This is a genomic window from Enterobacter cloacae complex sp. 277I4, from assembly GCF_050031465.1.
Taxonomy (GTDB): domain Bacteria; phylum Pseudomonadota; class Gammaproteobacteria; order Enterobacterales; family Enterobacteriaceae; genus Enterobacter; species Enterobacter cloacae.
Genome location: NZ_JBLGWC010000001.1, coordinates 2,938,249 through 2,959,515, shown reverse-complemented (window position 1 = coordinate 2,959,515; position 21,267 = coordinate 2,938,249). Strand labels below are relative to the sequence as shown.

17 protein-coding genes are annotated in these 21,267 nt (G+C 58.6%); all 17 read left to right on the top strand.

Going from position 1 to position 21,267, the window contains the following annotated elements:
- Position 1 precedes the first annotated feature (1 nt).
- The 17 genes from tssM (at position 2) to ACQG19_RS14275 (ending at position 21,262) form a co-directional block, all read left to right on the top strand.
- A complete protein-coding gene (gene tssM, locus ACQG19_RS14355; RefSeq protein ID WP_061771443.1) occupies positions 2–3,622 on the top strand; it encodes a type VI secretion system membrane subunit TssM in 3,621 nt (1,206 codons plus the stop codon).
- 16 nt (positions 3,623–3,638) lie between these two features.
- Complete coding sequence (tagF, locus tag ACQG19_RS14350) at positions 3,639–4,355, top strand: type VI secretion system-associated protein TagF (protein ID WP_013096179.1); 717 nt, start codon at positions 3,639–3,641, stop codon at positions 4,353–4,355.
- Between the two features lie 11 nt (positions 4,356–4,366).
- Positions 4,367–5,383 carry a type VI secretion system protein TssA gene (gene tssA, locus ACQG19_RS14345; RefSeq protein ID WP_038419870.1) on the top strand — a complete coding sequence of 339 codons (1,017 nt, stop codon included), beginning with the start codon at positions 4,367–4,369 and terminating at the stop codon, positions 5,381–5,383.
- Between the two features lie 75 nt (positions 5,384–5,458).
- Entirely contained in the window at positions 5,459–5,983 is a 525-nt protein-coding gene (gene tssB, locus ACQG19_RS14340) for a type VI secretion system contractile sheath small subunit (RefSeq protein ID WP_008502644.1), read from the top strand.
- A gap of 3 nt (positions 5,984–5,986) precedes the next feature.
- The gene (gene tssC / locus ACQG19_RS14335) at positions 5,987–7,486 is read left to right on the top strand and encodes a type VI secretion system contractile sheath large subunit (protein ID WP_013096181.1); all 1,500 of its coding nucleotides are present in this window, start codon (positions 5,987–5,989) and stop codon (positions 7,484–7,486) included.
- A 335-nt stretch (positions 7,487–7,821) separates the two neighbouring features.
- Positions 7,822–8,304, top strand: coding sequence for an Hcp family type VI secretion system effector (locus ACQG19_RS14330; RefSeq protein WP_008502640.1), 483 nt, complete (start codon positions 7,822–7,824; stop codon positions 8,302–8,304).
- Between the two features lie 58 nt (positions 8,305–8,362).
- Entirely contained in the window at positions 8,363–8,854 is a 492-nt protein-coding gene (locus ACQG19_RS14325; RefSeq protein WP_013096182.1) for a type VI secretion system amidase effector protein Tae4, read from the top strand.
- On the top strand, positions 8,851–9,204 hold the full coding sequence (locus tag ACQG19_RS14320; protein WP_013096183.1) for a T6SS amidase immunity protein Tai4 family protein: 354 nt from the start codon (positions 8,851–8,853) through the stop codon (positions 9,202–9,204). The genes ACQG19_RS14325 and ACQG19_RS14320 overlap by 4 nt, the downstream gene beginning before the upstream one ends.
- Positions 9,205–9,291: 87 nt before the next feature.
- A complete protein-coding gene (gene tagH, locus ACQG19_RS14315) occupies positions 9,292–11,061 on the top strand; it encodes a type VI secretion system-associated FHA domain protein TagH (protein WP_038984704.1) in 1,770 nt (589 codons plus the stop codon).
- Entirely contained in the window at positions 11,058–11,855 is a 798-nt protein-coding gene (locus ACQG19_RS14310; RefSeq protein ID WP_246932649.1) for a PP2C family protein-serine/threonine phosphatase, read from the top strand. The genes tagH and ACQG19_RS14310 overlap by 4 nt, the downstream gene beginning before the upstream one ends.
- A gap of 16 nt (positions 11,856–11,871) precedes the next feature.
- Positions 11,872–12,858 carry a hypothetical protein gene (locus ACQG19_RS14305; protein ID WP_246932647.1) on the top strand — a complete coding sequence of 329 codons (987 nt, stop codon included), beginning with the start codon at positions 11,872–11,874 and terminating at the stop codon, positions 12,856–12,858.
- Between the two features lie 9 nt (positions 12,859–12,867).
- Positions 12,868–13,680 carry a type VI secretion system accessory protein TagJ gene (locus tag ACQG19_RS14300; protein ID WP_246932645.1) on the top strand — a complete coding sequence of 271 codons (813 nt, stop codon included), beginning with the start codon at positions 12,868–12,870 and terminating at the stop codon, positions 13,678–13,680.
- Positions 13,673–14,236, top strand: coding sequence for a type VI secretion system baseplate subunit TssE (gene tssE / locus ACQG19_RS14295; protein ID WP_013096188.1), 564 nt, complete (start codon positions 13,673–13,675; stop codon positions 14,234–14,236). Before ACQG19_RS14300 ends, tssE begins: the two co-directional genes overlap by 8 nt.
- Positions 14,237–14,238: 2 nt before the next feature.
- Complete coding sequence (tssF, locus tag ACQG19_RS14290; RefSeq protein ID WP_038420938.1) at positions 14,239–16,110, top strand: type VI secretion system baseplate subunit TssF; 1,872 nt, start codon at positions 14,239–14,241, stop codon at positions 16,108–16,110.
- Positions 16,107–17,150 carry a type VI secretion system baseplate subunit TssG gene (gene tssG / locus ACQG19_RS14285; protein ID WP_013096190.1) on the top strand — a complete coding sequence of 348 codons (1,044 nt, stop codon included), beginning with the start codon at positions 16,107–16,109 and terminating at the stop codon, positions 17,148–17,150. The genes tssF and tssG overlap by 4 nt, the downstream gene beginning before the upstream one ends.
- A gap of 38 nt (positions 17,151–17,188) precedes the next feature.
- Positions 17,189–19,804: a type VI secretion system ATPase TssH gene (tssH, locus tag ACQG19_RS14280; protein WP_426725926.1), complete on the top strand. Its 2,616-nt coding sequence runs from the start codon at positions 17,189–17,191 to the stop codon at positions 19,802–19,804.
- A gap of 24 nt (positions 19,805–19,828) precedes the next feature.
- Positions 19,829–21,262: a serine/threonine protein kinase gene (locus tag ACQG19_RS14275; protein ID WP_246932642.1), complete on the top strand. Its 1,434-nt coding sequence runs from the start codon at positions 19,829–19,831 to the stop codon at positions 21,260–21,262.
- Positions 21,263–21,267 lie beyond the last annotated feature (5 nt).

The following is a 21,267-nucleotide window of genomic DNA, read 5'->3' as shown; positions in this document are numbered from 1 at the left end:
GATGCTGACGACTCTTCTTTCCATACTGACCAATCGCATTCTGTGGAGCTTCCTGGGCGTTACCGCGCTGTCGGCGGTGATCTGGATGATTGGTCCGCTGTTATCCATCGTGGATACCCGCCCGCTCGAATCTGAACAAAACCGCATCATCAGTATTGCGGTGGTTTATCTGCTCTGGGCGCAGGGGCATATTCTGCCGCGGCTCTACAACGCCTGGCTGAACCGCAAGCTGATGGACAAGCTCAATGAAAACACCGCCAAACCGGACGCGGCCGATCCCCAGAAGCGGCTGAACAGCGAGGAGCAGATCCTCGCCGGACGTTTTGATGAAGCGGCGCAAATGCTGAAAAAAGCCCACTTCAGCAAAGCGGGACACGGTGCCCAGTGGACGCAGCGCTTCAGTACGCAATATCTCTACCAACTGCCGTGGTACGTCATTATCGGCGCACCGGGCGCCGGTAAAACCACGGCGCTGGTCAATTCCGGCCTGCAATTCCCGCTGGCGGATCGCTTCGGTAAAACCGCTCTGCGCGGCATTGGCGGCACCCGCAACTGCGACTGGTGGTTCACTAACGAAGCCGTCCTGCTGGACACTGCGGGCCGCTACACCACACAGGAGAGCGAGCAGGTTCAGGATGCCGGGGAGTGGCTGGAATTTATCGGCCTGCTGCGTAAGTATCGCCGCCGCCAGCCTATTAACGGCGTCATTATCACCATCAGCATTTCCGATCTGCTGACGCTCTCCCCGGAGGCGGCGCGCCAGCAGGCGGTCAACCTGCGCCAGCGGCTGTCTGAGCTGCATGAACAGCTGGGTATCCGCTTCCCGGTTTACGTGATGGTGACCAAGGCGGACCTGCTTAAAGGCTTCCGAGCCTGGTTTGCTGACTACGACAAAGCGCAGCGCGATCAGATTTGGGGCTTCACGCTGCCGTGGGAACAGACCAAACACGCCGATTTCGACCTGATGGGGAACTTCCACCAGGAGTTCTCGCTGTTGCAGCAGCGTCTGGACGCCGGGCTGCCGGAGACCATGCTGAAAGAGCATGACGCCAAAACCCGTGCCGAAGCGTATCTCTTCCCGCAGGAGTTCGCGGCGCTGCGCCCGCTGCTGGCAGACTACCTGAGCACGGTCTTTGCCCGCTCTAACTTTGAGACCGAGTTCTCCCCACGCGGAATATACTTCGCCAGCGGCACCCAGGAAGGCATGCCGTTCGACCGCGTCATGGGTGAACTGAACCGCGCCCTGTCACTGCCGGAAGGGGCAGAGGCAGAGAAGTGGGATTCGGTCAGTAAAGAGGCGCCGATCCCCGGTGCAAAAGGGCAGAGCTTCTTCATTAAAAACCTGCTGCAAAACGTCATTTTCCAGGAAGCCGGTATTGCCGGTGAAAACCGCTGGTGGGAACTGCGCAACCGCGCGGTGATTTGGTCCGGATACGCGGCGCTGCTGGCGCTGCTGGTGATCCTCGGCGGACTGTGGCTGACCAGCTATGCCAAAAATAAGGCCTATCTGGAAGAGGTGGACGCTAAAGTCCCGCAGCTGGAGCAGCAGAGTAAAGCGTTACAGAATCAGCCTCAGCGCGATCTGTTCGCGCTCCTGCCGCTGCTGAACAGCCTGGTCGATCTGCCGAAAAGCGAGGCCTTCGATGTCAACGACCCGCCGGTCTCCCGCCGTATGGGACTCTATCGTGGGGATGACGTCAGCGATGCTTCCCAGTCGCTGTATCAGAAAGCGCTGGATCAGATGCTGCTGCCCGCCGTGGCGATGCATATCACCACCTGGCTGCGCAACGACAACGGCAGCGACGTGGAATACAGCTACGAGGCGCTGAAAGCCTACCAGATGCTGTATCAGCCTAAACACTACGACGGCAAATTCCTGCATTCCTGGGTGATGCTCAATTTGCAGCGCAATCTGCCGCAGAACGTGACGCAGGCGCAGCTGCAACAGCTGGAGTGGCACCTGACGCAGCTGCTGGAGCCAAAAATTCAGGCCTCGCCGTATGCCCAGGACGAAGCGCTGGTGGCCCGCGAGAGGGCGCTAATCAACCAGCAGCCGCTCTCCACCCGCGTGTATGGGCGTCTGAAGCGTCTGCTGGAGCATGACGACAACCTGAAGCCGGTCTCCCTGTCCGACCTGGGTGGCCCGCAGAGCGAACTGGTGTTCTCACGCAAAAGCGGCAAACCGGTGAGCGAAGGCGTGCCTGGGCTCTACACCCCGGACGGCTACTGGAAGAGCTTTAACAGCCAGATTGACAGCGTGACCACGGCGCTGCACGAAGATGATGCCTGGGTGCTGGGCGCGACCACCTCCGGGGAAGACAAGCAGCAGATCGATAACGCCGTGCGTCAGCTCTACATGCGCGACTTTATCGCAAACTGGGATCGTTTCCTCGCTGACATTCAGCTTAACAACAGCGCCGATCTCTCGCAGCGCATCAACACGGCGCGCCTGCTCTCCGGCGCAAACTCGCCGCTGCGCCGTCTGGTGCAGAACCTGAGTCAGGTGCTGACGCTGTCGCGCAACGCGCCAGCGCCGGAGGACGCGGGGAAAGCGCAAGACCAGAGTAACCGCGCCACCCGTACCCTAGAAGCGCTGTTCAGCAATAACGACAATGCTCCGACGCAGGGGGCAGTAGTGACGCAGGCACCTGAACAGCTGGTGACCGACCATTACGCGCCAATGATCGAGCTGGCTCAGCCGCTGGAGAAGGGCGGTAAGACCATCGTCTTTGATGATTTCCTCAAGCAGGTGGATGAGCTGTATCGTTACCTGACCGCGGTGCAGGACGCTGCCAACAGCGGCATGCCAGCCCCGGGTGGTGAAGCAATCAGCCGTCTGCAGGCCAGCGCCGGGCGTCTGCCGGGCGGGCTGCAAACCATGTTCAGCAACATGGCGGTGGGGGCCAGCAGTGATACCCAGCGTCGCGATCTGGAAAACGTCCGTAAGCGCATTAACGTCGAAGTGGGTGGTTTCTGCCGTCAGGCAATTGCCGGTCGCTACCCGCTGGTGCGCAGCGCCAGCACCGAGGTGACGCCGGACGATCTGGCACGCATGTTTGCGCCGGGTACCGGGCTGATGGACACCTTCTTTCGCGACAACCTGACCAACAAAGTGGATACCACTCAGGCGAACTGGCGCTTTATGCCGGGGATCGACGGGAAAACGCTGCCGGGAAGTGAAGGACTGCTGCGACCGTTCCAGCAGGCCCAGTCCATTCGCGATGCCTTCTTTGCTAACGGTGCGACGACCCCCTCTTTCAAGGTGACGGTGCGTACCGTGCGGATGGATAACACCATTCTTAACCTGACGCTGGACGTTGACGGCCAACTGCTGCGTTACAGCCACGGTCCACAGGCGGTGCAGATCATGAACTGGCCAGGGCCGGGCGGCACCAACCAGGTGCGTATGCAGCTGGGGCTGGCCAACGGCAGCACCGCGACGCTGGTAACCAACGGCGCCTGGGCCCTGAACCGCTTCTTCGATAAAGCGCGCACCAGCCCTGGGGCAGGTAGTCTGAGCCGTCAGGCCACGTTCAACGTCGATGGCCATCAGGTCACGCTGGAGTTTGCGCCGAACAGCATTCGCAATCCGTTCCAGCTTCCTCGTTTCTCATGCCCATAACCGCAAGGACAGCCGTATGACGAATACCCCTGCGATGAACCGCTACAGCTGGTATGGCAAATTACCCAGCGCCGGAGATTTTTTGCAGCGTCGCTTTCCTGACACCCTACAGCGTCAGTGGTCACACTGGTTTCAGGTCGGCCTGCTGGCCTGGCAACAGGAAGAGCAGCGCAGCGGCGAACGCCAGTTTAACAAGGCGCCGGTGTGGAACTTTGTTGTCCCGCCGATGCTGGGCAGCCAGATGATCCAGATGGGCTGCCTGCTGCCGGGCCGCGACAGCGTGGGCCGACAGTACCCGATCTGCATTCAACTGAGCTTCGCCCCGTCAGAGTGGTCGACCAACCTGCTCAGCCAGGCTGAAAGTTGGTATCAGCAGATTGGCCGTCTCGGGTTGCATGCGGTGCGCAACAGTTTTTCCGCCTCGCAGCTGGATGAGATGCTGATGTCGATTCCGGCGCCGCAGCCCGTCGAGCCGCAAAAGCGTTCCGACATCCTTGATGTGATTGGTTATGACGAAGACGGCCAGAGCACGCTGGGCTGGCCTCAGGCGGCGGAGTGTTTTGACCCGCTTCGTCAGACCAGCTACTGGTGGACCAACCGCTGCGACGGCTACCCGCTCTACACCCACGTCCACAGCGGAAACTTCACCGGGCAGCTCTTTACGCTGCTGTTCGATCCGGCTGGCGGCGCCCGACCAGGCCGTCACGGTCTTTATCCGCCTATGTTTGAATAAGCAGGGATCACATGAATATCGAAGAATTTCTCGCGCCGATAAGCCCCGAAAAACCCTGCGGCGACAACCTTGAGTACGACGCCGATTTTCAGGCTATGGGACAGGCAAGCCAGGGTAAGGCGGAACAGCAGTTCGGCGACACGATCATTCCCGCCGAACCCGCTGACTGGAATACGGTAGAAAAGCTCGCCACCAGCCTGCTGGGGCGCACCAAAGATCTTCGCGTCATGCTGGCGTTAACCCATGCCTGGACCCGACGTCGTGGGCTGCCGGGCTACGCGGACGGTCTGCTGCTGGTGCAGGAGGCGATCACCCGCTACTGGGAGCCGCTCTATCCACTGCTGGAGGAGTATGGCGAAACGGACCCGTTCTATCGCATTAACGCCCTTGCCGCGCTGAGCGATAAATCTGACCTGACCGTCGCGCTGCGAAACGCCTCGCTGCTGCGCTCAAACGGCGATGAAATTTCGCTGCGTGACGCGCAGGCATTGCTGGATGGCAGCAAAACCGAATGCCCGGATTATCCCGGCGGCCGCCCAAGACTGATTGACGAACTGGCGCGCGGCGACCAGCCAGGTACAGAGGCCGTCATTCTGATTAACGAAAGGCTGCTGGCCATTCGCGATCTGCTCAGCGGTTACCTTGGTGAAAGCGGCGTACCGGAAATGGAGCAGTTGCTGAAAACCGTGGGCCTGGTTGCCAGTGCCTGTCAGGTGACCGACATCAGCAAGCTGCTGCCCAATCGGGATGCGCAGGCGGAACACCACGCTGAACCGCAGATGGTGGCCACCCAACCCGTGCAGCAGGTCACCGACTGGCGCAGCGTGCAGGTTACCAGTCGCGCCGACGCCCAGCTGATGCTGGAGAAAGCGAAACAGTATTTTGCGCAGTACGAACCGAGCCACCCCGCACCGCTGATGATTGAACGGGTGCAGCGGCTGTCAGAACTTAACTTTATGGACATTATTCGCGACCTGGCGCCAGACGGCGTTAACCAACTGGAAAATATCTTTGGACGCCGCGAATGACGCGTCCAGGCATTATGACGACGGGCACGGAGCTTGTCGTTTCACCTTCACCGCGCATCTTTGATGGAGAACATCATGGCAATGAGTAACAGTGGGCAGAAATTTATCGCACGTAACCGTGCCCCCCGCGTGCAGATCGAGTACGACGTAGAGATCTACGGTGCAGAACGTAAAATTCAGCTGCCGTTCGTGATGGGCGTTATGGCCGATCTGGTCGGCAAACCGGTGGAAAATCTGCCGGCCGTCGATGAGCGTAAATTCCTCGAAATCGACATTGATAATTTTGACGAACGCATGAAGGCGCTTAAGCCACGCGTGGCGTTCCAGGTGGATAACACCCTCACCGGCGAAGGCAAGCTCAACGTCGATCTGACCTTCGACAGCATGGACGACTTCCTGCCGGATGCGGTGGCCCGCAAGGTTGAACCGCTGAACAAGCTGCTGGAAGCGCGTACTCAGCTTTCCAATCTGCTGACCTACATGGACGGTAAAAACGGCGCGGAAGAGCTGATCGCTAAAATTCTGCAGGATCCGACGCTGCTCAAATCCCTGAGCCAGTTGCCGAAAAATGACGAAAGTGCGAAAGGTAGCGAGGAGTAATCGATGAGCAACCAGACTCAACAACACGAGCAGCAGGCAGGTCAGGCGTTCAGTCAGGACGAGTTCAGCGCACTGCTGAACAAAGAGTTCCGTCCTAAAACTGACCAGGCGCGTTCCGCCGTCGAGAGCGCGGTAAAAACTCTGGCGCAGCAGGCGCTGGAAAACACCGTTACCTTCTCCAACGACACCTATCGCACCATCCAGAACCTGATTGCGGGTATCGACGAACAGCTCTCTCAGCAGGTGAATCAGATCATTCACCACGAAGAGTTTCAGAAGCTGGAGAGCGCCTGGCGCGGTCTGAGCTATCTTGTGAACAACACTGAAACCGACGAGATGCTGAAGATCCGCTTTATGAGTATCTCCAAGCAGGAACTGGGCCGTACCCTGAAACGCTATAAGGGTGTGGGCTGGGATCAGAGCCCGATCTTCAAGAAAATCTACGAGCAGGAGTACGGTCAGTTTGGTGGTGAGCCGTTTGGCTGCATCGTCGGCGACTACTACTTTGACCACAGCCCGCAGGACGTTGAACTGCTGGGTGAAATGGCGCGTATCGGCTCTGCGGCTCACTGTCCGTTCATCACCGGTACCGCACCGGGCGTGATGCAGATGGAGTCATGGCAGGAGCTGGCTAACCCACGCGATCTGACCAAAATCTTCCAGAACACCGAATATGCCGCCTGGCGTTCACTGCGTGAATCGGAAGATGCCCGCTATCTGGGCCTGGTGATGCCGCGCTTCCTGTCGCGCCTGCCTTACGGCATTCGTACTAACCCGGTCGACAGCTTTGACTTTGAAGAGCAGACCGACGGCGCAAACCACAACAGCTACGCCTGGGCGAATGCCGCTTACGCGATGGCGGCCAACATCAACCGCTCTTTCAAAGAGTACGGCTGGTGCACCTCAATTCGCGGCGTGGAGTCCGGCGGGGCGGTTGAAAACCTGCCGTGCCATACCTTCCCGAGCGACGACGGCGGTGTGGACATGAAATGTCCGACCGAGATCGCCATCAGCGACCGTCGCGAAGCCGAGCTGGCGAAAAACGGCTTTATGCCGCTGGTTCACCGCAAAAACTCCGACTTTGCTGCCTTCATTGGCGCGCAGTCGCTGCAAAAACCGGCCGAGTACCACGACCCGGATGCCACCGCCAACGCGCGTCTGGCCTCCCGTCTGCCGTACCTGTTCGCCTGCTGCCGCTTTGCGCATTACCTGAAGTGCATCGTGCGTGACAAAATCGGCTCCTTCCGCGAGCGCGAAGAGATGGAACGCTGGCTGAACGACTGGGTCATGAACTACGTGGACGGTGACCCGGCCAACTCCTCTCAGGAGACCAAGTCCCGCAAGCCACTGGCCGCTGCAGAAGTCCAGGTGCAGGAAATTGAAGACAACCCGGGCTACTACGCCGCGAAGTTCTTCCTGCGTCCGCACTACCAGCTGGAAGGTCTGACCGTTTCTCTGCGTCTGGTATCTAAACTGCCGTCGCTGAAAACGAAAGACGCGTAATTTTTGTGAGTTTCGCCCGGCGGCGCTACGCTTGCACGGGCCTACAATGCAACGTGAAATATATTGATATCGCTGCACCATGTAGGCCGGGTAAGCAAAGCGCCACCCGGCAAGAAAGACTGGCCCTGAGAGGGTCCGGAATAACGTTCGGTAGTAAAAGACTTCTCATTCTTTCCTTTTATTCGGGAGGGAATGTAAGACTGTCAAATGACACGGGTCATTTGATGTGAGGCAGAGGTAAAATATGGACGGTTTTATTCAGCCCCATGCTTTCCTGTTTGCCATATAAGTGCTTTTTCGAAAGCAATATTGTTCATCCACGAAGAGTAGATATTATGGCTATTGATATGTTTCTGAAGGTCGAGGGTGTTACGGGCGAATCTAAAGATTCTAACCACACCGGCTGGACTGATATTACCTCCTTCTCCTGGGGCGCTTCCCAGCCAGGTAATATGAGCGTTGGCGGTGGCGGCGGTGCCGGTAAAGTTAACTTTAACGATCTGCACGTTAACGCTCTGATCGACAAATCCACCACAGCAATCCTGAAACACTGCGCCAGCGGTAAACACCTGACCAAAGTTGAGCTGTCCGTCTGTAAAGCCGGTGGCCAGCAGGTGGAATACTCTCGCATTACCCTGGAAGACGTTCTGGTAACGTCTGTTCAGTACACCGGTGCAGACAACGGCGATACCGTTGGTGTGACCTATGCATTCCAGGCTGCGAAAGTGAAACAGCAGTACTGGGAGCAGACCACCTCTGGTGGTAAAGGTGCTGAAAGCAGCGCTGGCTGGAACATCAAAGAAAACAAAGAAGCATAATAGTAGTGGGTCCGAAAGGGCCCACTTTTTCCTGAGCTTCTTTTCAAGGAGAAACAAGATGTCTCATATGCGTCCTGCTTTCGGTGCCGCCTGGAACCGATTTAAAGAAGTGAACGTCAACGTAGAACAGGTTGGCAAGTTATTGGGGGGGAAAGTTCAGCATAATATAGATGCTGGTATTTTTAAAAATGCCTGCCCCATTCGTATGAGCTATGTTTTAAATTATTGTGGCATTCCAGTTCCTTCTAATAGTAAATATGCAACTGTGACCGGGAGCGACAAGAAGCGATATATGTTCCGTGTTAAAGATATGATTGCTTTTTTACCCACGGTATTGGGAAAAGCTGACATATCTGTTTCTTCTCCAACCCCAGCACAATTTGCGGGCAAGCAAGGTATTATTATTTTTACCGGGCATGGCTGGCTTGATGCAACCGGGCATGTAACACTCTGGAACGGAAATATTTGTTCGGATGATTGTCATTTCCTTGGCTCACCGGGTAATGGTTCATTTATCCCTACTAACGCAACCTTCTGGAGCCTGAAATGAAAAAGCCATTGCTCTTTGTCTTAGCCTTCGTTGCCTCCGCCGCAAATGCCCAGACGTTGCCTGATATCAGTACTTTTTCTCAACAACAAATCTTCGAAAACTGGGTGCAGAATCGATGCATCGGTAAGATTGCGGACAGTAAAAGCCTGAAAGAAGATGCTGACGCCAGCGCCGCGGCATGGCTGGAAGCAAGCAATCTGCCTGCTGAGAATTTTGAAAAAGCTGATGAGGTGATTGTTTCTTTACTGAAACAGAAGGTAGGTGGTACCGAGCCTGGTCATTATCAGATATTGAAGTGCACCTTGATCGCTAATAGTGACGCTATTCGGCCACTCAAATCCTCAAAGTAGTAAAGATGAAATCGGCCCCAAACGCCGCCGTTCTCACCCCTGAGAGCGGCAGCGTTTGAGCGCTAATCATACCAGCAGGAATACGCCATGCGATTCACGATTATTTCTACGAAACCCGGTCATCAGCCGCCGCAGAGCAGTTGTGATTTTTATGCCCCCGGGGGCACTATTGGGCGCGGTACGGATAACAATCTGGTACTGCCGGACAATGACCGTACCATCTCGCGCCTGCAGGCTATTGTTCACGTTGACGCCCAGGGCGAATGCCGCGTGACCAACCGTGGCAGCGTCACCCGCGTGGTTTTGAACGACATCCCGCTGGAGCGGGGGCGTCAGGTAGAGCTGCAGGACGGGGATATTCTCGGTATTGATGACTACCGCATCGAAGTGACGGAACTTATCCACGACACGCAGCCGGTGAGCCGCATGGCCGCCAGTATGCAGCAGCAGGCTCGCCCGACAGTGGCGCCGACACCTGCTCCGCAGCCAAAGCCAGCCAGTGCCGCACCGCGCGGCAAGGCGGAGCCAACGGCCGTGCCGTCGGAAATCTGGGATAGCCTGATGCAGGAGTTCTCTATCTCTGACAGCATCTCCAGCAACCGCGCGAAACCGCAGCCTGCGGCGTCTCACGATCCCTTCTCGCAACCTGCGGCACCCGAGCGTAACGCTGAAGATCCGCTGGCAATGTTCAACGACAGCGAGCCGAAGCTTGAGCGTAAGAATGTCGATCCCGACACGCTGTTCAGCGATGAAGCGTTGTTCAAAAAAGAGAGCATTTTTGACGATGTCACCCCTTCAACGCTGGTGCCGCCGGTAGAGAGCAAACCTGCGCCTGCAGAAGAGGCGACGGATGAACTCGACCCGCTGGCCCTGTTTGGTGGTTCGGCCAGCGCGCCAGCCGCGCGTAACGATGATCCGCTCGGGCTGATGGGCGGGGCGCCGTTAACCCATCCGGATGAGATCGTGCCTGAGCCATCTGCACCCGCGCCAGAGCCAGAGGCCGTACCGCAGGACGATCCGCTGGCGGATTCTCCGCTGTTTGCTCCTGAGCCGCAGGATCCACCGCGTGCGGAAGAGGAAGAGCCGGTACGTACCGATTACGCAGGCTTTACTATGCCTACGCCGCAGGCCGTCGCACGCAGCAGCGCACAGACGCCAAAGGGACGTCTGCGTATCGACCCGGTCAAAAACGCGGCTGCGCCAAGCGCTACGGCGCAAAACGGTGAGAAAGGCGAGGTGCTGCAGGGCGAGTTGCTGGAGGCGCTGCTGGAAGGGATGGGCCTGAGCGAAATGCAGCCGGTGCCGCAGTTTGACCGTGAAAATATGCGTCAGCTGGGCCAGATCCTCGGCATGTTCTCGCAGGGCACCGTGGCGTTGCTCTCTTCGCGCTCTATCCTCAAGCGCGGCGTAAAAGCCGATATGACCATGGTGCTGGACGATGCCAACAACCCGTTCAAGCTGCTGCCGACCGGGAAAACGGTCCTGATTCAGATGTTCGGTACGCCGATGCCGGGCTTTATGCCACCCACCAAATCAGTGCGTGACGCGCTGATCGATCTGCAGGCGCATCAGCTGGGGATGATCTCCGGTATCCGCGCCATCATCGCCGCGATGCTGCAGTCCTTTAACCCGGAGCAACTGGAAGAGCAGGCGAAGCAGAACGGCATGACCTCTCGTCTGGCGCTGCCGGGCAGCCGCAAAGCCGCGCTGTGGGACTACTTTGTTCGCAGCTATGGCGAGACGGCCGGTGAGATTGAGGATGACTTCCACACCCTGTTTGGCGAAGCGTTCCTTCATGCCTATGACATGGAGGTCAATCAGTACAAAGACTCACAGAGCGGATCGGAAGAAAAATGAATATCGCAACGGCTTCTCTCTCCCGCCAGGGAACGCGCGCCAGCAATCAGGACCAGACGGGAGAAACCATAGGGGAACGTTCAGCCTGCTTTGTCGTCTGTGACGGCATCGCTGGTCTGCCGGGCGGTGAGGTGGCCGCTGAACTGGCCCGCAATAGCATCATCTCCCGTTTTGATGGCGACAAACACCTTAATGCGCAGCATATTCGTGACTATGTGCAAACCGCGAATCGCACCATTCTCACCGAACAGCAGGCGGTGCAGGACTATCGCCGGATGGGTACCACGCTGGTCAGCCTGTTTATCGACCGGGATTACCGTCTGGCCTACTGGGCACACGCCGGGGACAGCCGTCTGTACCTGTTTCGTCGCGGCTGGCTGTGGCATGTCACCACCGACCACAGCCTGGTTCAGCAGATGAAAGATGCCGGTCACCAGACCGATAACCTCAACAGCAACCTGTTGTATCTGGCGCTGGGTATTGAAAACGGTGGCCCGGAAGCGAGTTACAGCGACGTGGTGCAGGTTGAAGACGGCGATGCCTTTTTACTCTGCACCGACGGTTTCTGGCACGGCGTCAGCGAAGAGCAGATGAAACAGTCGCTGCATATGGTCAACACCCCACAGGAGTGGCTGACCTTAATGAACCAAATCATTCAAAAGAATGCTGAACAGGAGGGGAATGCTCAGGATAACTATACGGCGCTGGCGGTATGGATGGGCAACCCTCAGGACACCACTTTGCTGCATACGCTCTCTGACGCAGCACAATTTCTTCCCTGCGGAACTGACTAGACACACAAGGAACGATATGAAACTTTGGCTATCGGGTTTGGCACTTCTGGCGGTGGCCTCCACCGCCCAGGCTGAAAATTTCCGCATCGTGCAGTCACCTGCGCAGAAGCTGGATATCTGGATCGACAACATCAAAGACAACACCCCGCAGAGCTGGTGTAAATCAGAGATTGCGCTGCGCATTGTGGCGAACGGCAATAAAGACGTTTCAGTGCTGGAAAACTTTGTTCCGCGTCTCGGCTCGCTGCTGGAACACCAGTGCAGCAAAGTGAATAAGCTGAGCTGGGCCCTCAACGATCCGGCAGGGACTACGCTTGCGCAGGGAACAGCAGACAAAGCTCAGGAGTGGAAGCTGGTGGTGAAACAGCAGCAGACGGCACCCGTTGCGACCCAGACCAGCGGCGCGTTACTGCCACCTGACCAGAACGCTGAAACCAACACGGTTGCCGCTGACCGCACACCGTGGCAGGAGTTTACCCTCCAGGACGGCTGCCATCTGCGCACCTTCTGGGAAGGCGGATCTTCCGCGCCAGCGCTGTTTATCCCGGATTCCGACACGACCCGCTGCGGCAACGGCAGCTGGCTGAGCGGCCACACGGTTATCTCGCAGACCCGCAGCGGCGGTCAAAAAGAGATAGCGGTGACCTACATTCACGGCTTCCCGGTGATGGGGCTGAATCAAAGCGTCGACCCGGAACATGCTCTGATCACCTCCGTCAACAAAGAGCGTATGGTCTTCAGCACCCCGAACAGCGACCAGAGCTGGATGATCCTGCCTTACGACAGCGCCCTGAACGGCTGGAGAAGCAACGGCACGGTGGCCGTGGAGATCTCCCGTGAAACCGCCAGCGACGATGCAAAACTGCAGGCGCGTATTGCTGCAGTGAAGAAGGTCTGGAGCGCCTGGGTTACCCCTGGCACCACGCTGAATATTGTCCTGATTGATACCCTGCGTCCTCAGCTGCGTGACCCGGCAGTGGGCGCCTGGCGCGCGGCAAACTAAGGAATGGCTATGAATACGCTCTATCAACATCTGGCGGGTGAGTCGCTCAGCGACGCGCTGGTGCGTCTTGAAAACGAGATTAAAGCCCGTCCGGCGGATGCCGATCTCCGTGCCGCGTTTGTGCAGTTTCTCACCCTCAGCGGTAACTGGACGCGCGCGCTGACCCAGCTGAAAAGCTGGCTGGCGCTTAAGCCGCAGGCGAAACCCACCGTCACCCTGCTGGAGCAGTGCATTCAGGGAGAACTGCAGCGCGCGCAGGTGATGGCGGGAGAACGTCGTCCGGCCATGCCGGAAGCCCAGTGGCCATGGCTGACCACCCTTGCCGCCGCGATGAGCGAGAGCGATGAACGCGCTCACGCGCTGCGTCTGGAAGCCCTTGAACAGGCGCAGGCGAGCGCGGGGCAATGGACGCTTGAGAATGATGAGACGCAGACCTTTGAATGGCTGATGGACGGCGATGCCCGTCTGGGGCCGGTGTGCGAAACCCTTGTTAACGGCCGTTACTTCTGGTTGCCGTTTAGCGCTATCGCGGAGATCCGTTTCCAGGCTCCGGCCAGCGTCACCGATCTGGTCTGGCGTCATGCGCTGGTGCGTTTGACCGATGGGACGGAGCAGGTGTGTCAGATCCCGGCGCGTTATCCTTTTGCCGCCGATGCCTCTGACGCCGTTAAACTCGCACGCACCACCGAGTGGCTGCCGCTCGATGATGACGGCACTCTGTATGAAGGGTTGGGGCAGAAAGCCTGGCTCAGCGAGCAAAGCGAAAGCCCGCTGCTGTCGCTGAGTCTCGTTACTTTTGCAACGGATGGAGCCCATGAGTAATCCTGCTGGCGAAGGCGATCTGCTGCGCAGCGGCTGGCAAGCCCGCAGTAAGCAGGAGAAGGTGGGGGCGCGCGATAAAATGCAGCCCTCGCTGCTCGATCGCCTCACCGATAACGACCCGGAGAAAAAGCGCGAGTCGGCCAACAGCAACCTGATCACCCATGCCGCGCTGCGTCGCAACGTGCTGCGGGATCTGCAGTGGCTGTTTAATACCATCAATCACGACGCCTCCGGCGATTTGAGCATGCTGCCACACGTAAGCCGTTCGGTGGTGAATTTTGGCGTTGCGCCGCTGGCCGGAAAGCGCATGTCGGATATCGAATGGCACGACATTCAGCGCAAACTCACTGAGGCCATTGTCAACTTTGAACCCCGCATTTTGCCCCAGGGTCTGCAGGTCCGCTGTGTGTCGGACACCTCCTCGCTGGATCTGCACAACGTGCTCTCCATCGAGATAAAAGGGCGTTTGTGGTGTGTGCCGTACCCGCTGGAGTTTCTGTTTCGTACCGATGTCGATCTGGAAAACGGCCACTTTGAACTGAAAGATGCGGGGTGATCGTGGAAAGTAAACTGCTCGAATATTACAACCGTGAGCTGGCCTATCTGCGTGAGATGGGCGCCGAATTTGCCGAGCGCTATCCCAAAGTGGCCGGACGGCTGGGCATGCGCGGCATCGAAGTGGCGGATCCGTACACCGAACGACTGATGGAGGGCTTTGCCTTTCTGACCTCGCGCGTGCAGATGAAAATGGACGCGGAGTTTCCGCGCTTCTCCCAGCGTTTGCTGGAGATGATTGCGCCGAACTATCTCGCGCCCACTCCGTCCATGGCGATTGCTGAAATTCAGCCTGACAGCAGCCGTGGCGATTTGAGCAACGGTTTTATCGTGCCACGCGGCACAATGATGGACAGCCTGGCGCTGAAGAAAACCGGCGTGACCTGCAGCTACACCACGGCGCATGAGGTGAACCTGCTGCCGCTGAAAATCGACAAGGTTGAGCTGGGCGGTGTGCCTGCCGACCTGCCCCTGACACAGCTTGGTCTGGGCCAGCAGGGGATCAGCAGCGCCTTACGGATCCGCATTGCCTGCGACGGTCCGCAAAACCTCGGCCACCTTGATTTTGACCGGCTGGAGTTTTTCCTTAGCGGCCCGGATATCGAGGCGTTAAAGCTGCTGGAGCTGGTAATGGAGCACCATGTCGGGGTGGTCTGCCAGACCGTCAGCAAACATCCGCAGCGTGATGTGCTGGCGTCTGATGCCCTGCGTCAGGAAGGGTTTGACGCGGATCAGTCGCTACTCCCGGACGATCTGCGCAACTTTGACGGCTACCGTCTGCTGCAGGAGTACTTTGCTTTTCCGGCCCGTTTCCGCTTCATCAGCCTGAGCGGGCTGAGCAAACTGATCCAGCGCTGCGAAAACGAAAAAGCCTTCGATATCTTCATTCTGCTGGATAAAACCGATGAACAGCTGGAGCGCGTTGTCGATGCCAGCCATCTGGCCCTGCACTGCACGCCGGTGATCAACCTGTTCCCGAAGGTAGCGGCGCGTCAGAAGCTGAGCGAAGGCCAGCATGAATACCATCTGGTGGTGGATAACATCCGCCCGCTGGATTACGAAATTTACGCGGTAAACAAGATATACGGCAGTGCGGATGGTCAGCGCGACGACCAGACGTTTCGTCCGTTCTGGAGCACCTGGAGCGGTGATGCGGGCAACTACGGGGCCTACTTTTCCCTGCGCCGGGAACAACGCGTGCTCTCTGAGCACGCCCTGCGTTACGGCACCCGCACCGGCTACATTGGCTCGGAGGTCTTTGTCTCGCTGGTGGATGAGCAGCATGCACCCTGGCAGGAGAACCTGCGCTATATCTCCGCCGAGGTGCTGTGCACCAGCCGGGATCTGCCGCTGATGCTGCAGCAGGAGCTGGGACAGTTCATTATGGCTGACTCCATGCCGGTGAAGTCGCTGACCTTGCGTAAGGGACCGACGCCGCCGCGTCCGGCGCTGGCAGAAGGGTTCAGCACCTGGCGGTTGATCAGCCAGCTACAGATGAACTACCTCAGCCTGATGGACAGTGAAAACGAAGAGGGCGCCGCCGCGCTGCGTCAGCTGTTAGGGCTGTACGCTAATCTCGCGGAGACGCCGGTTGCGCGTCAGGTAGAAGGGGTTCGTCACTGCGTGCTGGAGCCGGTTCACCGCCGCGTGCCCGAGCCGGGACCGGTCGTCTTCGCCCGTGGCATCGGCATTACCCTGACGGTGGATGAACGTGCGTTTTCCGGTGCCAGTCCCTGGCTTTTCGGTAGCGTGCTGGAGCGGCTGTTTGCCCGTCTGGTGTCGATCAACAGCTTCACGGAATTCACCCTGAAAAGTCAGCAGCGCGGCGAGATTGGCTACTGGGCGCCGCGTATGGGCAAAAGGGCACTGGTATGAGCGACGTTGTCACTGCGCCACTGAAGGTCCATCGTCTGACGCCGCTGCCGGACAGTTTCTGGCGCGGGGTTCGCGAGACGCCATGGCGCTACGATCTGTTCCAGCTGCTAAGGCGCATTGATGCTCAGGGCGGGGAACGCTACCCGCTGGGGCGTGCGCCGCTGCCAAAATTCGAGCCGCTACGCCTGGGCCAGCAGCCGTCGATGAGTTTTGCACCTTCGACGGTGGCGCAGGTACGCCAGCGCGAAGGCAACGGGCTGCACGAGGTCTCCATTCTGAGCTTCGGCCTGTTTGGTCCCAACGGGCCGCTGCCGGTTCACATGACCGAGTACGCCCGCGAGCGGATCCATCATCATCAGGACACCAGCCTGAGCGCGTTTGCCGATCTGTTCCATCATCGTCTGACGCTGCTGTTTTATCGCGCCTGGGCCGATGCGCAGCCTGCCGTCTCCCTCGACCGCGCCGACAATAAACGTTTTGAGGGATATCTGGCGTCGTTGATTGGTATGGGGCAGCCCGGCCAGATGGACAAAGGCAGCCTGAGCGCCCATGCCCGCTTTACCCACGCCGGACACCTGACCCGCCACGGACGGGATCCTGAAGGTCTGGAAAAAATCCTGCGTAACTATTTTAAAGCCCCGGTCAAACTGATCGCCAACGTACCGCAGTGGATGCCGCTTTCACCGCGCGAGCAGGCGCAGCTGGGAGCAGGACGCCGCGTGCCGCGGATGGGCGAATCTGCGTTTCTGGGCGTGGCGGTCCGCGACGTGCAGCATAAATTTCGCATCGAGATTGGCCCACTCAGCGCGGAAGAGTACAACCGGTTTTTGCCCGGTGAAGCATGGGTAACCGAACTGCGGGACTGGGTACGACAGTACGCAGGGGTGGAATTTGAATGGGAAACACGGGTGATCCTGCGCGCTGACGCCGTGCAGGGCGCCACGCTCGGCAGCACCGGGCGATTGGGGTACAACACCTGGCTGGGCCTTCAGCCGCAGCCTGTCCCGCGTGGCGATCTGGTGTATCGCGCAGAGCGGTAATCCTTCCGTATACCGAATCATTGTTAATGGAAACTAACATGTCAGAAATTAGCCGTGCCGTGCTTTTCGGCAAACTGGATACGCTGTTATTTACCTCTCTGGAAAGCGCCACCGCGTTCTGCAAGCTGCGCGGCAACCCCTACGTCGAGCTGGTGCACTGGCTGCATCAGTTGATGCAGCAGCAGGATGGCGATCTGCAACAGGTGATCCGTCATTTTGCCCTCGACGAACAGCAGCTGACGCGCGATATCGTGGCGGCGCTCAATGCCCTGCCGCGCGGAGCCAGTTCCGTTTCCGATCTCTCCGAACATATCGACAGCGCCGTCGAGCGCGCCTGGGTCTATGGATCGCTGAAGTTTGGCGTCAGCCGTATCCGCGGTGGCCATCTGCTGATCGGCATTCTGAAAACCTGGAATCTGGCGAACGTGCTGAAGAGCATCTCGGCGCAGTTTACCCGTCTTAACGTCGAGGTGCTGATTGAGCAGTTCGATACTATCTGTGCCAACAGCAAAGAGACGCAGCAGGCCGCTGCCGCAGTGGATGCGCCAGCCGGTTCGGTGCCTGCTGCCCAGGGAACGCTGGCCCAGTATGGTCAGGACCTGACCGCCCGTGCCCGTGAAGGCAAAATTGACCCGGTGGTTGGGCGCGATGAAGAGATCCGTCAGATGATCGATATCCTGATGCGTCGCCGCCAGAACAACCCGCTGCTGACCGGGGAAGCCGGCGTCGGAAAAACGGCGGTGGTGGAAGGGCTGGCGCTGCGCATCGCCGACGGCGATGTGCCGAAGCCGCTGCAAAACATTCAGCTGTGGCTGCTGGATATCGGTATGCTGCAGGCCGGTGCCGGGATGAAAGGCGAGTTCGAAGCCCGTCTCCAGGCATTAATCAATGAAGTGCAGTCCAGCGCCACGCCAGTCATTCTGTTTATCGATGAAATCCACACCCTGATCGGTGCGGGCGGTCAGCAGGGCACCGGTGATGCCGCCAACCTGCTGAAGCCAGCGCTGGCGCGTGGACAACTGCGTACCATTGGCGCCACTACCTGGGCGGAATACAAAAAATACATCGAGAAAGATCCGGCGCTGACCCGTCGCTTCCAGACGGTGCAGGTACATGAACCCGATGAGGCCAAAGCGGTTCTGATGCTGCGCAGCACCGTGTCGCCGCTGGAGACCCACCACCAGGTCTTACTGCTCGACGAAGCGGTTAGCGCAGCCGTGAAGCTTTCGCATCGCTACATTCCGGCCCGTCAGCTGCCGGATAAAGCCGTTGCGCTGCTGGATACGGCCTGCGCCCGCGTGGCGGTGAGCCAGAGTGCACCTCCGGCGCAGCTGGAAGATTGCCTGCGCCATCTTGCGGCGCTGGACGTAGAAATTGAGATAGCGGAGCGCGAAGCGCGCGTCGGTGCAGGGGAATCTGAGCGCGTCACGGCATTAACCGCAGAGCGTGACGCGTATGAAGCCAAACGTGAGGCCCTGGCCCGGCGCTGGGAAGACGAGCGTAGCCTGGTGCAGGAGATCATTCGCCTGCGTGCCGCACTGTTTGCGGCGGGCGATGACGATACCGCAGAGCTGCGCAGCCAACTGGCAGAGCAGCAGCAGGCGCTGAACGCCTTACAGGGTGATGAACCGCTGCTGTTTGCCGCTGTGGATGAAAACGTGGTGGCGGCCGTAGTCTCTGACTGGACCGGCATCCCGCTGGGCCGGATGGTGAAAAACGAGATTGATGCGGTACTGAACCTCGCCGACACGCTGAACCAGCGGGTGATTGGCCAGCGTCACGGTCTGGATCTGATTGCCCGCCGGGTGAAAACCTCCCGGGCAAAACTCGACGATCCGAACAAGCCGGTTGGCGTGTTTATGCTCTGTGGCCCGTCCGGCGTGGGGAAAACCGAAACCGCGCTGGCGCTGGCGGAGTCGCTGTACGGTGGTGAGCAGAACGTCATTACCATCAACATGAGTGAATTCCAGGAAGCGCACACCGTTTCCACCTTAAAAGGTGCACCCCCGGGATACGTCGGGTATGGTGAAGGCGGGGTGTTAACCGAGGCCGTCCGTCGCCGTCCTTACAGCGTAGTGCTGCTGGACGAAATCGAAAAAGCGCACCCGGACGTACATGAGATCTTCTTCCAGGTCTTCGACAAAGGCTGGATGGAGGATGGCGAAGGTCGTCACATTGATTTCCGTAATACGATTATTATTCTGACGTCTAACGTCGGAACCGAGCTTATCAGCGCCATGTGTGCCGATCCGGAACTGATGCCGGAACCGGAGGCGTTAAGCGGGGCGCTGCGCCAGCCGCTGCTGGAGGTGTTCCCACCGGCGCTGCTGGGCCGTCTGCTGGTGGTGCCGTACTATCCGCTGAGCGACGCGATGCTGGGGCAGATTGTTCGCCTGCAGCTCAAACGCATTCAGCGTCGACTGGAAGAGAATCACAATATTATTTCCGAGTTTGATGACAGCGTTGTAGAACAGATTGTTCAGCGCTGTACCGAGGTGGAATCAGGTGGACGTATGGTGGATGCGATCCTGACCAACACCTTGCTGCCTCAGATGAGTCAGATATTACTTACCGCCAGCCGCAGCGACGAGCAGTACCGACGTCTGCATGTCACCTGCGAGCAGGGCGAGTTTCACTGTCAGTTTGCCGCGTAATAATCATCAAGAGAACTGTAAAAGATGACGGATAATGATAACAATCGGACTGTCCCAAACGCGCTCCCGGTCGGGTATCGCTTCAACGAGTTTGAAATTAAAGAGGTGATTGGCGGCGGCGGATTCGGCATCGTCTATCGCGCCTGGGATCACCAGCTCGAACGCACTATCGCTATCAAAGAATTTATGCCTTCCTCGCTCGCCGTGCGCGGCGACGACATGACGCTGGTACTGCGCAGCGAACGCTTTGGCAAAGCGTTTTCGGCGGGGCTGAACAGCTTCATTCAGGAAGCCCGCCTGCTGGCGCGCTTCAACCACCCGAACCTGCTGCACGTGTTGCGCTTCTGGGTGCAAAACGATACGGCTTACATGGGCACGCTGTTTTACAGCGGCACCACGCTTTCTCGCCTGCGCGAGGAGAAGCCGGATCTGATTAACGAGGCATGGATCCGTCGTACGCTGCCGATGCTGTTTGGCGCAATCAAGACCATCCATGACGAGGGCTATCTGCACCGCGATATTTCGCTGGATAACATCCAGATCCAGGATAACGGCCTGCCGGTGCTGCTGGACTTCGGCTCCGCGCGTCGCACCATCGGTAACCTCTCTGACGAAACCGAAACCATGCTGCGTCCGGGCTTTGCGCCTATCGAGCAGTACACTGACGACAACGAAAGCGAGCAGGGACCGTGGACGGATATCTACGCGCTCGGCGCGGTGCTGCGCACCCTGATCGTGGGCTCACCGCCGCCGGTCAGCGTGGTGCGTTCTATTCAGGATACCTGCAAACCGCTGGCGGAAATCCAGCCGCAGGGGTACTCCCTGTCGCTGTTGCAGGCCATCGACCGTGCTCTGGCGTTGCACATGGAAGACCGTCCGCAGTCTATTGATGAGTTCGCGGCGTTAATCGAGATGCCGGTCGCCGGTATCGATGACGTGCTGACTGCTAAAAAACCGGGCACCATGCTGGTGCCGGTGGAAGAAGAGGCACCGGCTTCTGCGTTTGACTGGCGTCGTTACAAGATCCCCGGGATGGTTGCCGCGGGGGTGCTGGTCGGGGTGGTCGCTGGCGCGATGCTGTTCAGCGGCGGCCACGATGCACCAGAGCAGGCTGCGCAAGCGCCGGAAGCATCCCGCACGACGGAAACCGCATCGAACGCGCCAGATGTCAAACCGGAGACCGCGAAGGTAAGCGAACAAGCGGCAACGCCTGCGACAGCGCAACCGACGCCGCCACCGGTTGAAGCCAGCCCGATTGCTCTGGTCTACATTCGCATTCTTGACGGCGAGACGTTGAAAGTGAACGGCGAGCCAAAAGCGCTGCGTCCGGCGAACAACGGCTATGCATCGCTCAAGCTGCCGGCGGGTGAGGTGAGCATTGAACTGCAGGGCAACGGCAGAACCCGTAGCCAGACGCTGGATATCGTGAAGCCTGGCACTTGGCTGGTGAATCCGTAAACAAG

Bases quoted from the DNA above. Each gene is read 5' to 3' on its own strand.
- tssM (WP_061771443.1), top strand. From the start codon at position 2: ATGCTGACGACTCTTCTTTCCATACTGACCAATCGCATTCTGTGGAGC.
- tagF (WP_013096179.1), top strand. From the start codon at position 3,639: ATGACGAATACCCCTGCGATGAACCGCTACAGCTGGTATGGCAAATTA.
- tssA (WP_038419870.1), top strand. From the start codon at position 4,367: ATGAATATCGAAGAATTTCTCGCGCCGATAAGCCCCGAAAAACCCTGC.
- tssB (WP_008502644.1), top strand. From the start codon at position 5,459: ATGGCAATGAGTAACAGTGGGCAGAAATTTATCGCACGTAACCGTGCC.
- tssC (WP_013096181.1), top strand. From the start codon at position 5,987: ATGAGCAACCAGACTCAACAACACGAGCAGCAGGCAGGTCAGGCGTTC.
- ACQG19_RS14330 (WP_008502640.1), top strand. From the start codon at position 7,822: ATGGCTATTGATATGTTTCTGAAGGTCGAGGGTGTTACGGGCGAATCT.
- ACQG19_RS14325 (WP_013096182.1), top strand. From the start codon at position 8,363: ATGTCTCATATGCGTCCTGCTTTCGGTGCCGCCTGGAACCGATTTAAA.
- ACQG19_RS14320 (WP_013096183.1), top strand. From the start codon at position 8,851: ATGAAAAAGCCATTGCTCTTTGTCTTAGCCTTCGTTGCCTCCGCCGCA.
- tagH (WP_038984704.1), top strand. From the start codon at position 9,292: ATGCGATTCACGATTATTTCTACGAAACCCGGTCATCAGCCGCCGCAG.
- ACQG19_RS14310 (WP_246932649.1), top strand. From the start codon at position 11,058: ATGAATATCGCAACGGCTTCTCTCTCCCGCCAGGGAACGCGCGCCAGC.
- ACQG19_RS14305 (WP_246932647.1), top strand. From the start codon at position 11,872: ATGAAACTTTGGCTATCGGGTTTGGCACTTCTGGCGGTGGCCTCCACC.
- ACQG19_RS14300 (WP_246932645.1), top strand. From the start codon at position 12,868: ATGAATACGCTCTATCAACATCTGGCGGGTGAGTCGCTCAGCGACGCG.
- tssE (WP_013096188.1), top strand. From the start codon at position 13,673: ATGAGTAATCCTGCTGGCGAAGGCGATCTGCTGCGCAGCGGCTGGCAA.
- tssG (WP_013096190.1), top strand. From the start codon at position 16,107: ATGAGCGACGTTGTCACTGCGCCACTGAAGGTCCATCGTCTGACGCCG.
- tssH (WP_426725926.1), top strand. From the start codon at position 17,189: ATGTCAGAAATTAGCCGTGCCGTGCTTTTCGGCAAACTGGATACGCTG.
- ACQG19_RS14275 (WP_246932642.1), top strand. From the start codon at position 19,829: ATGACGGATAATGATAACAATCGGACTGTCCCAAACGCGCTCCCGGTC.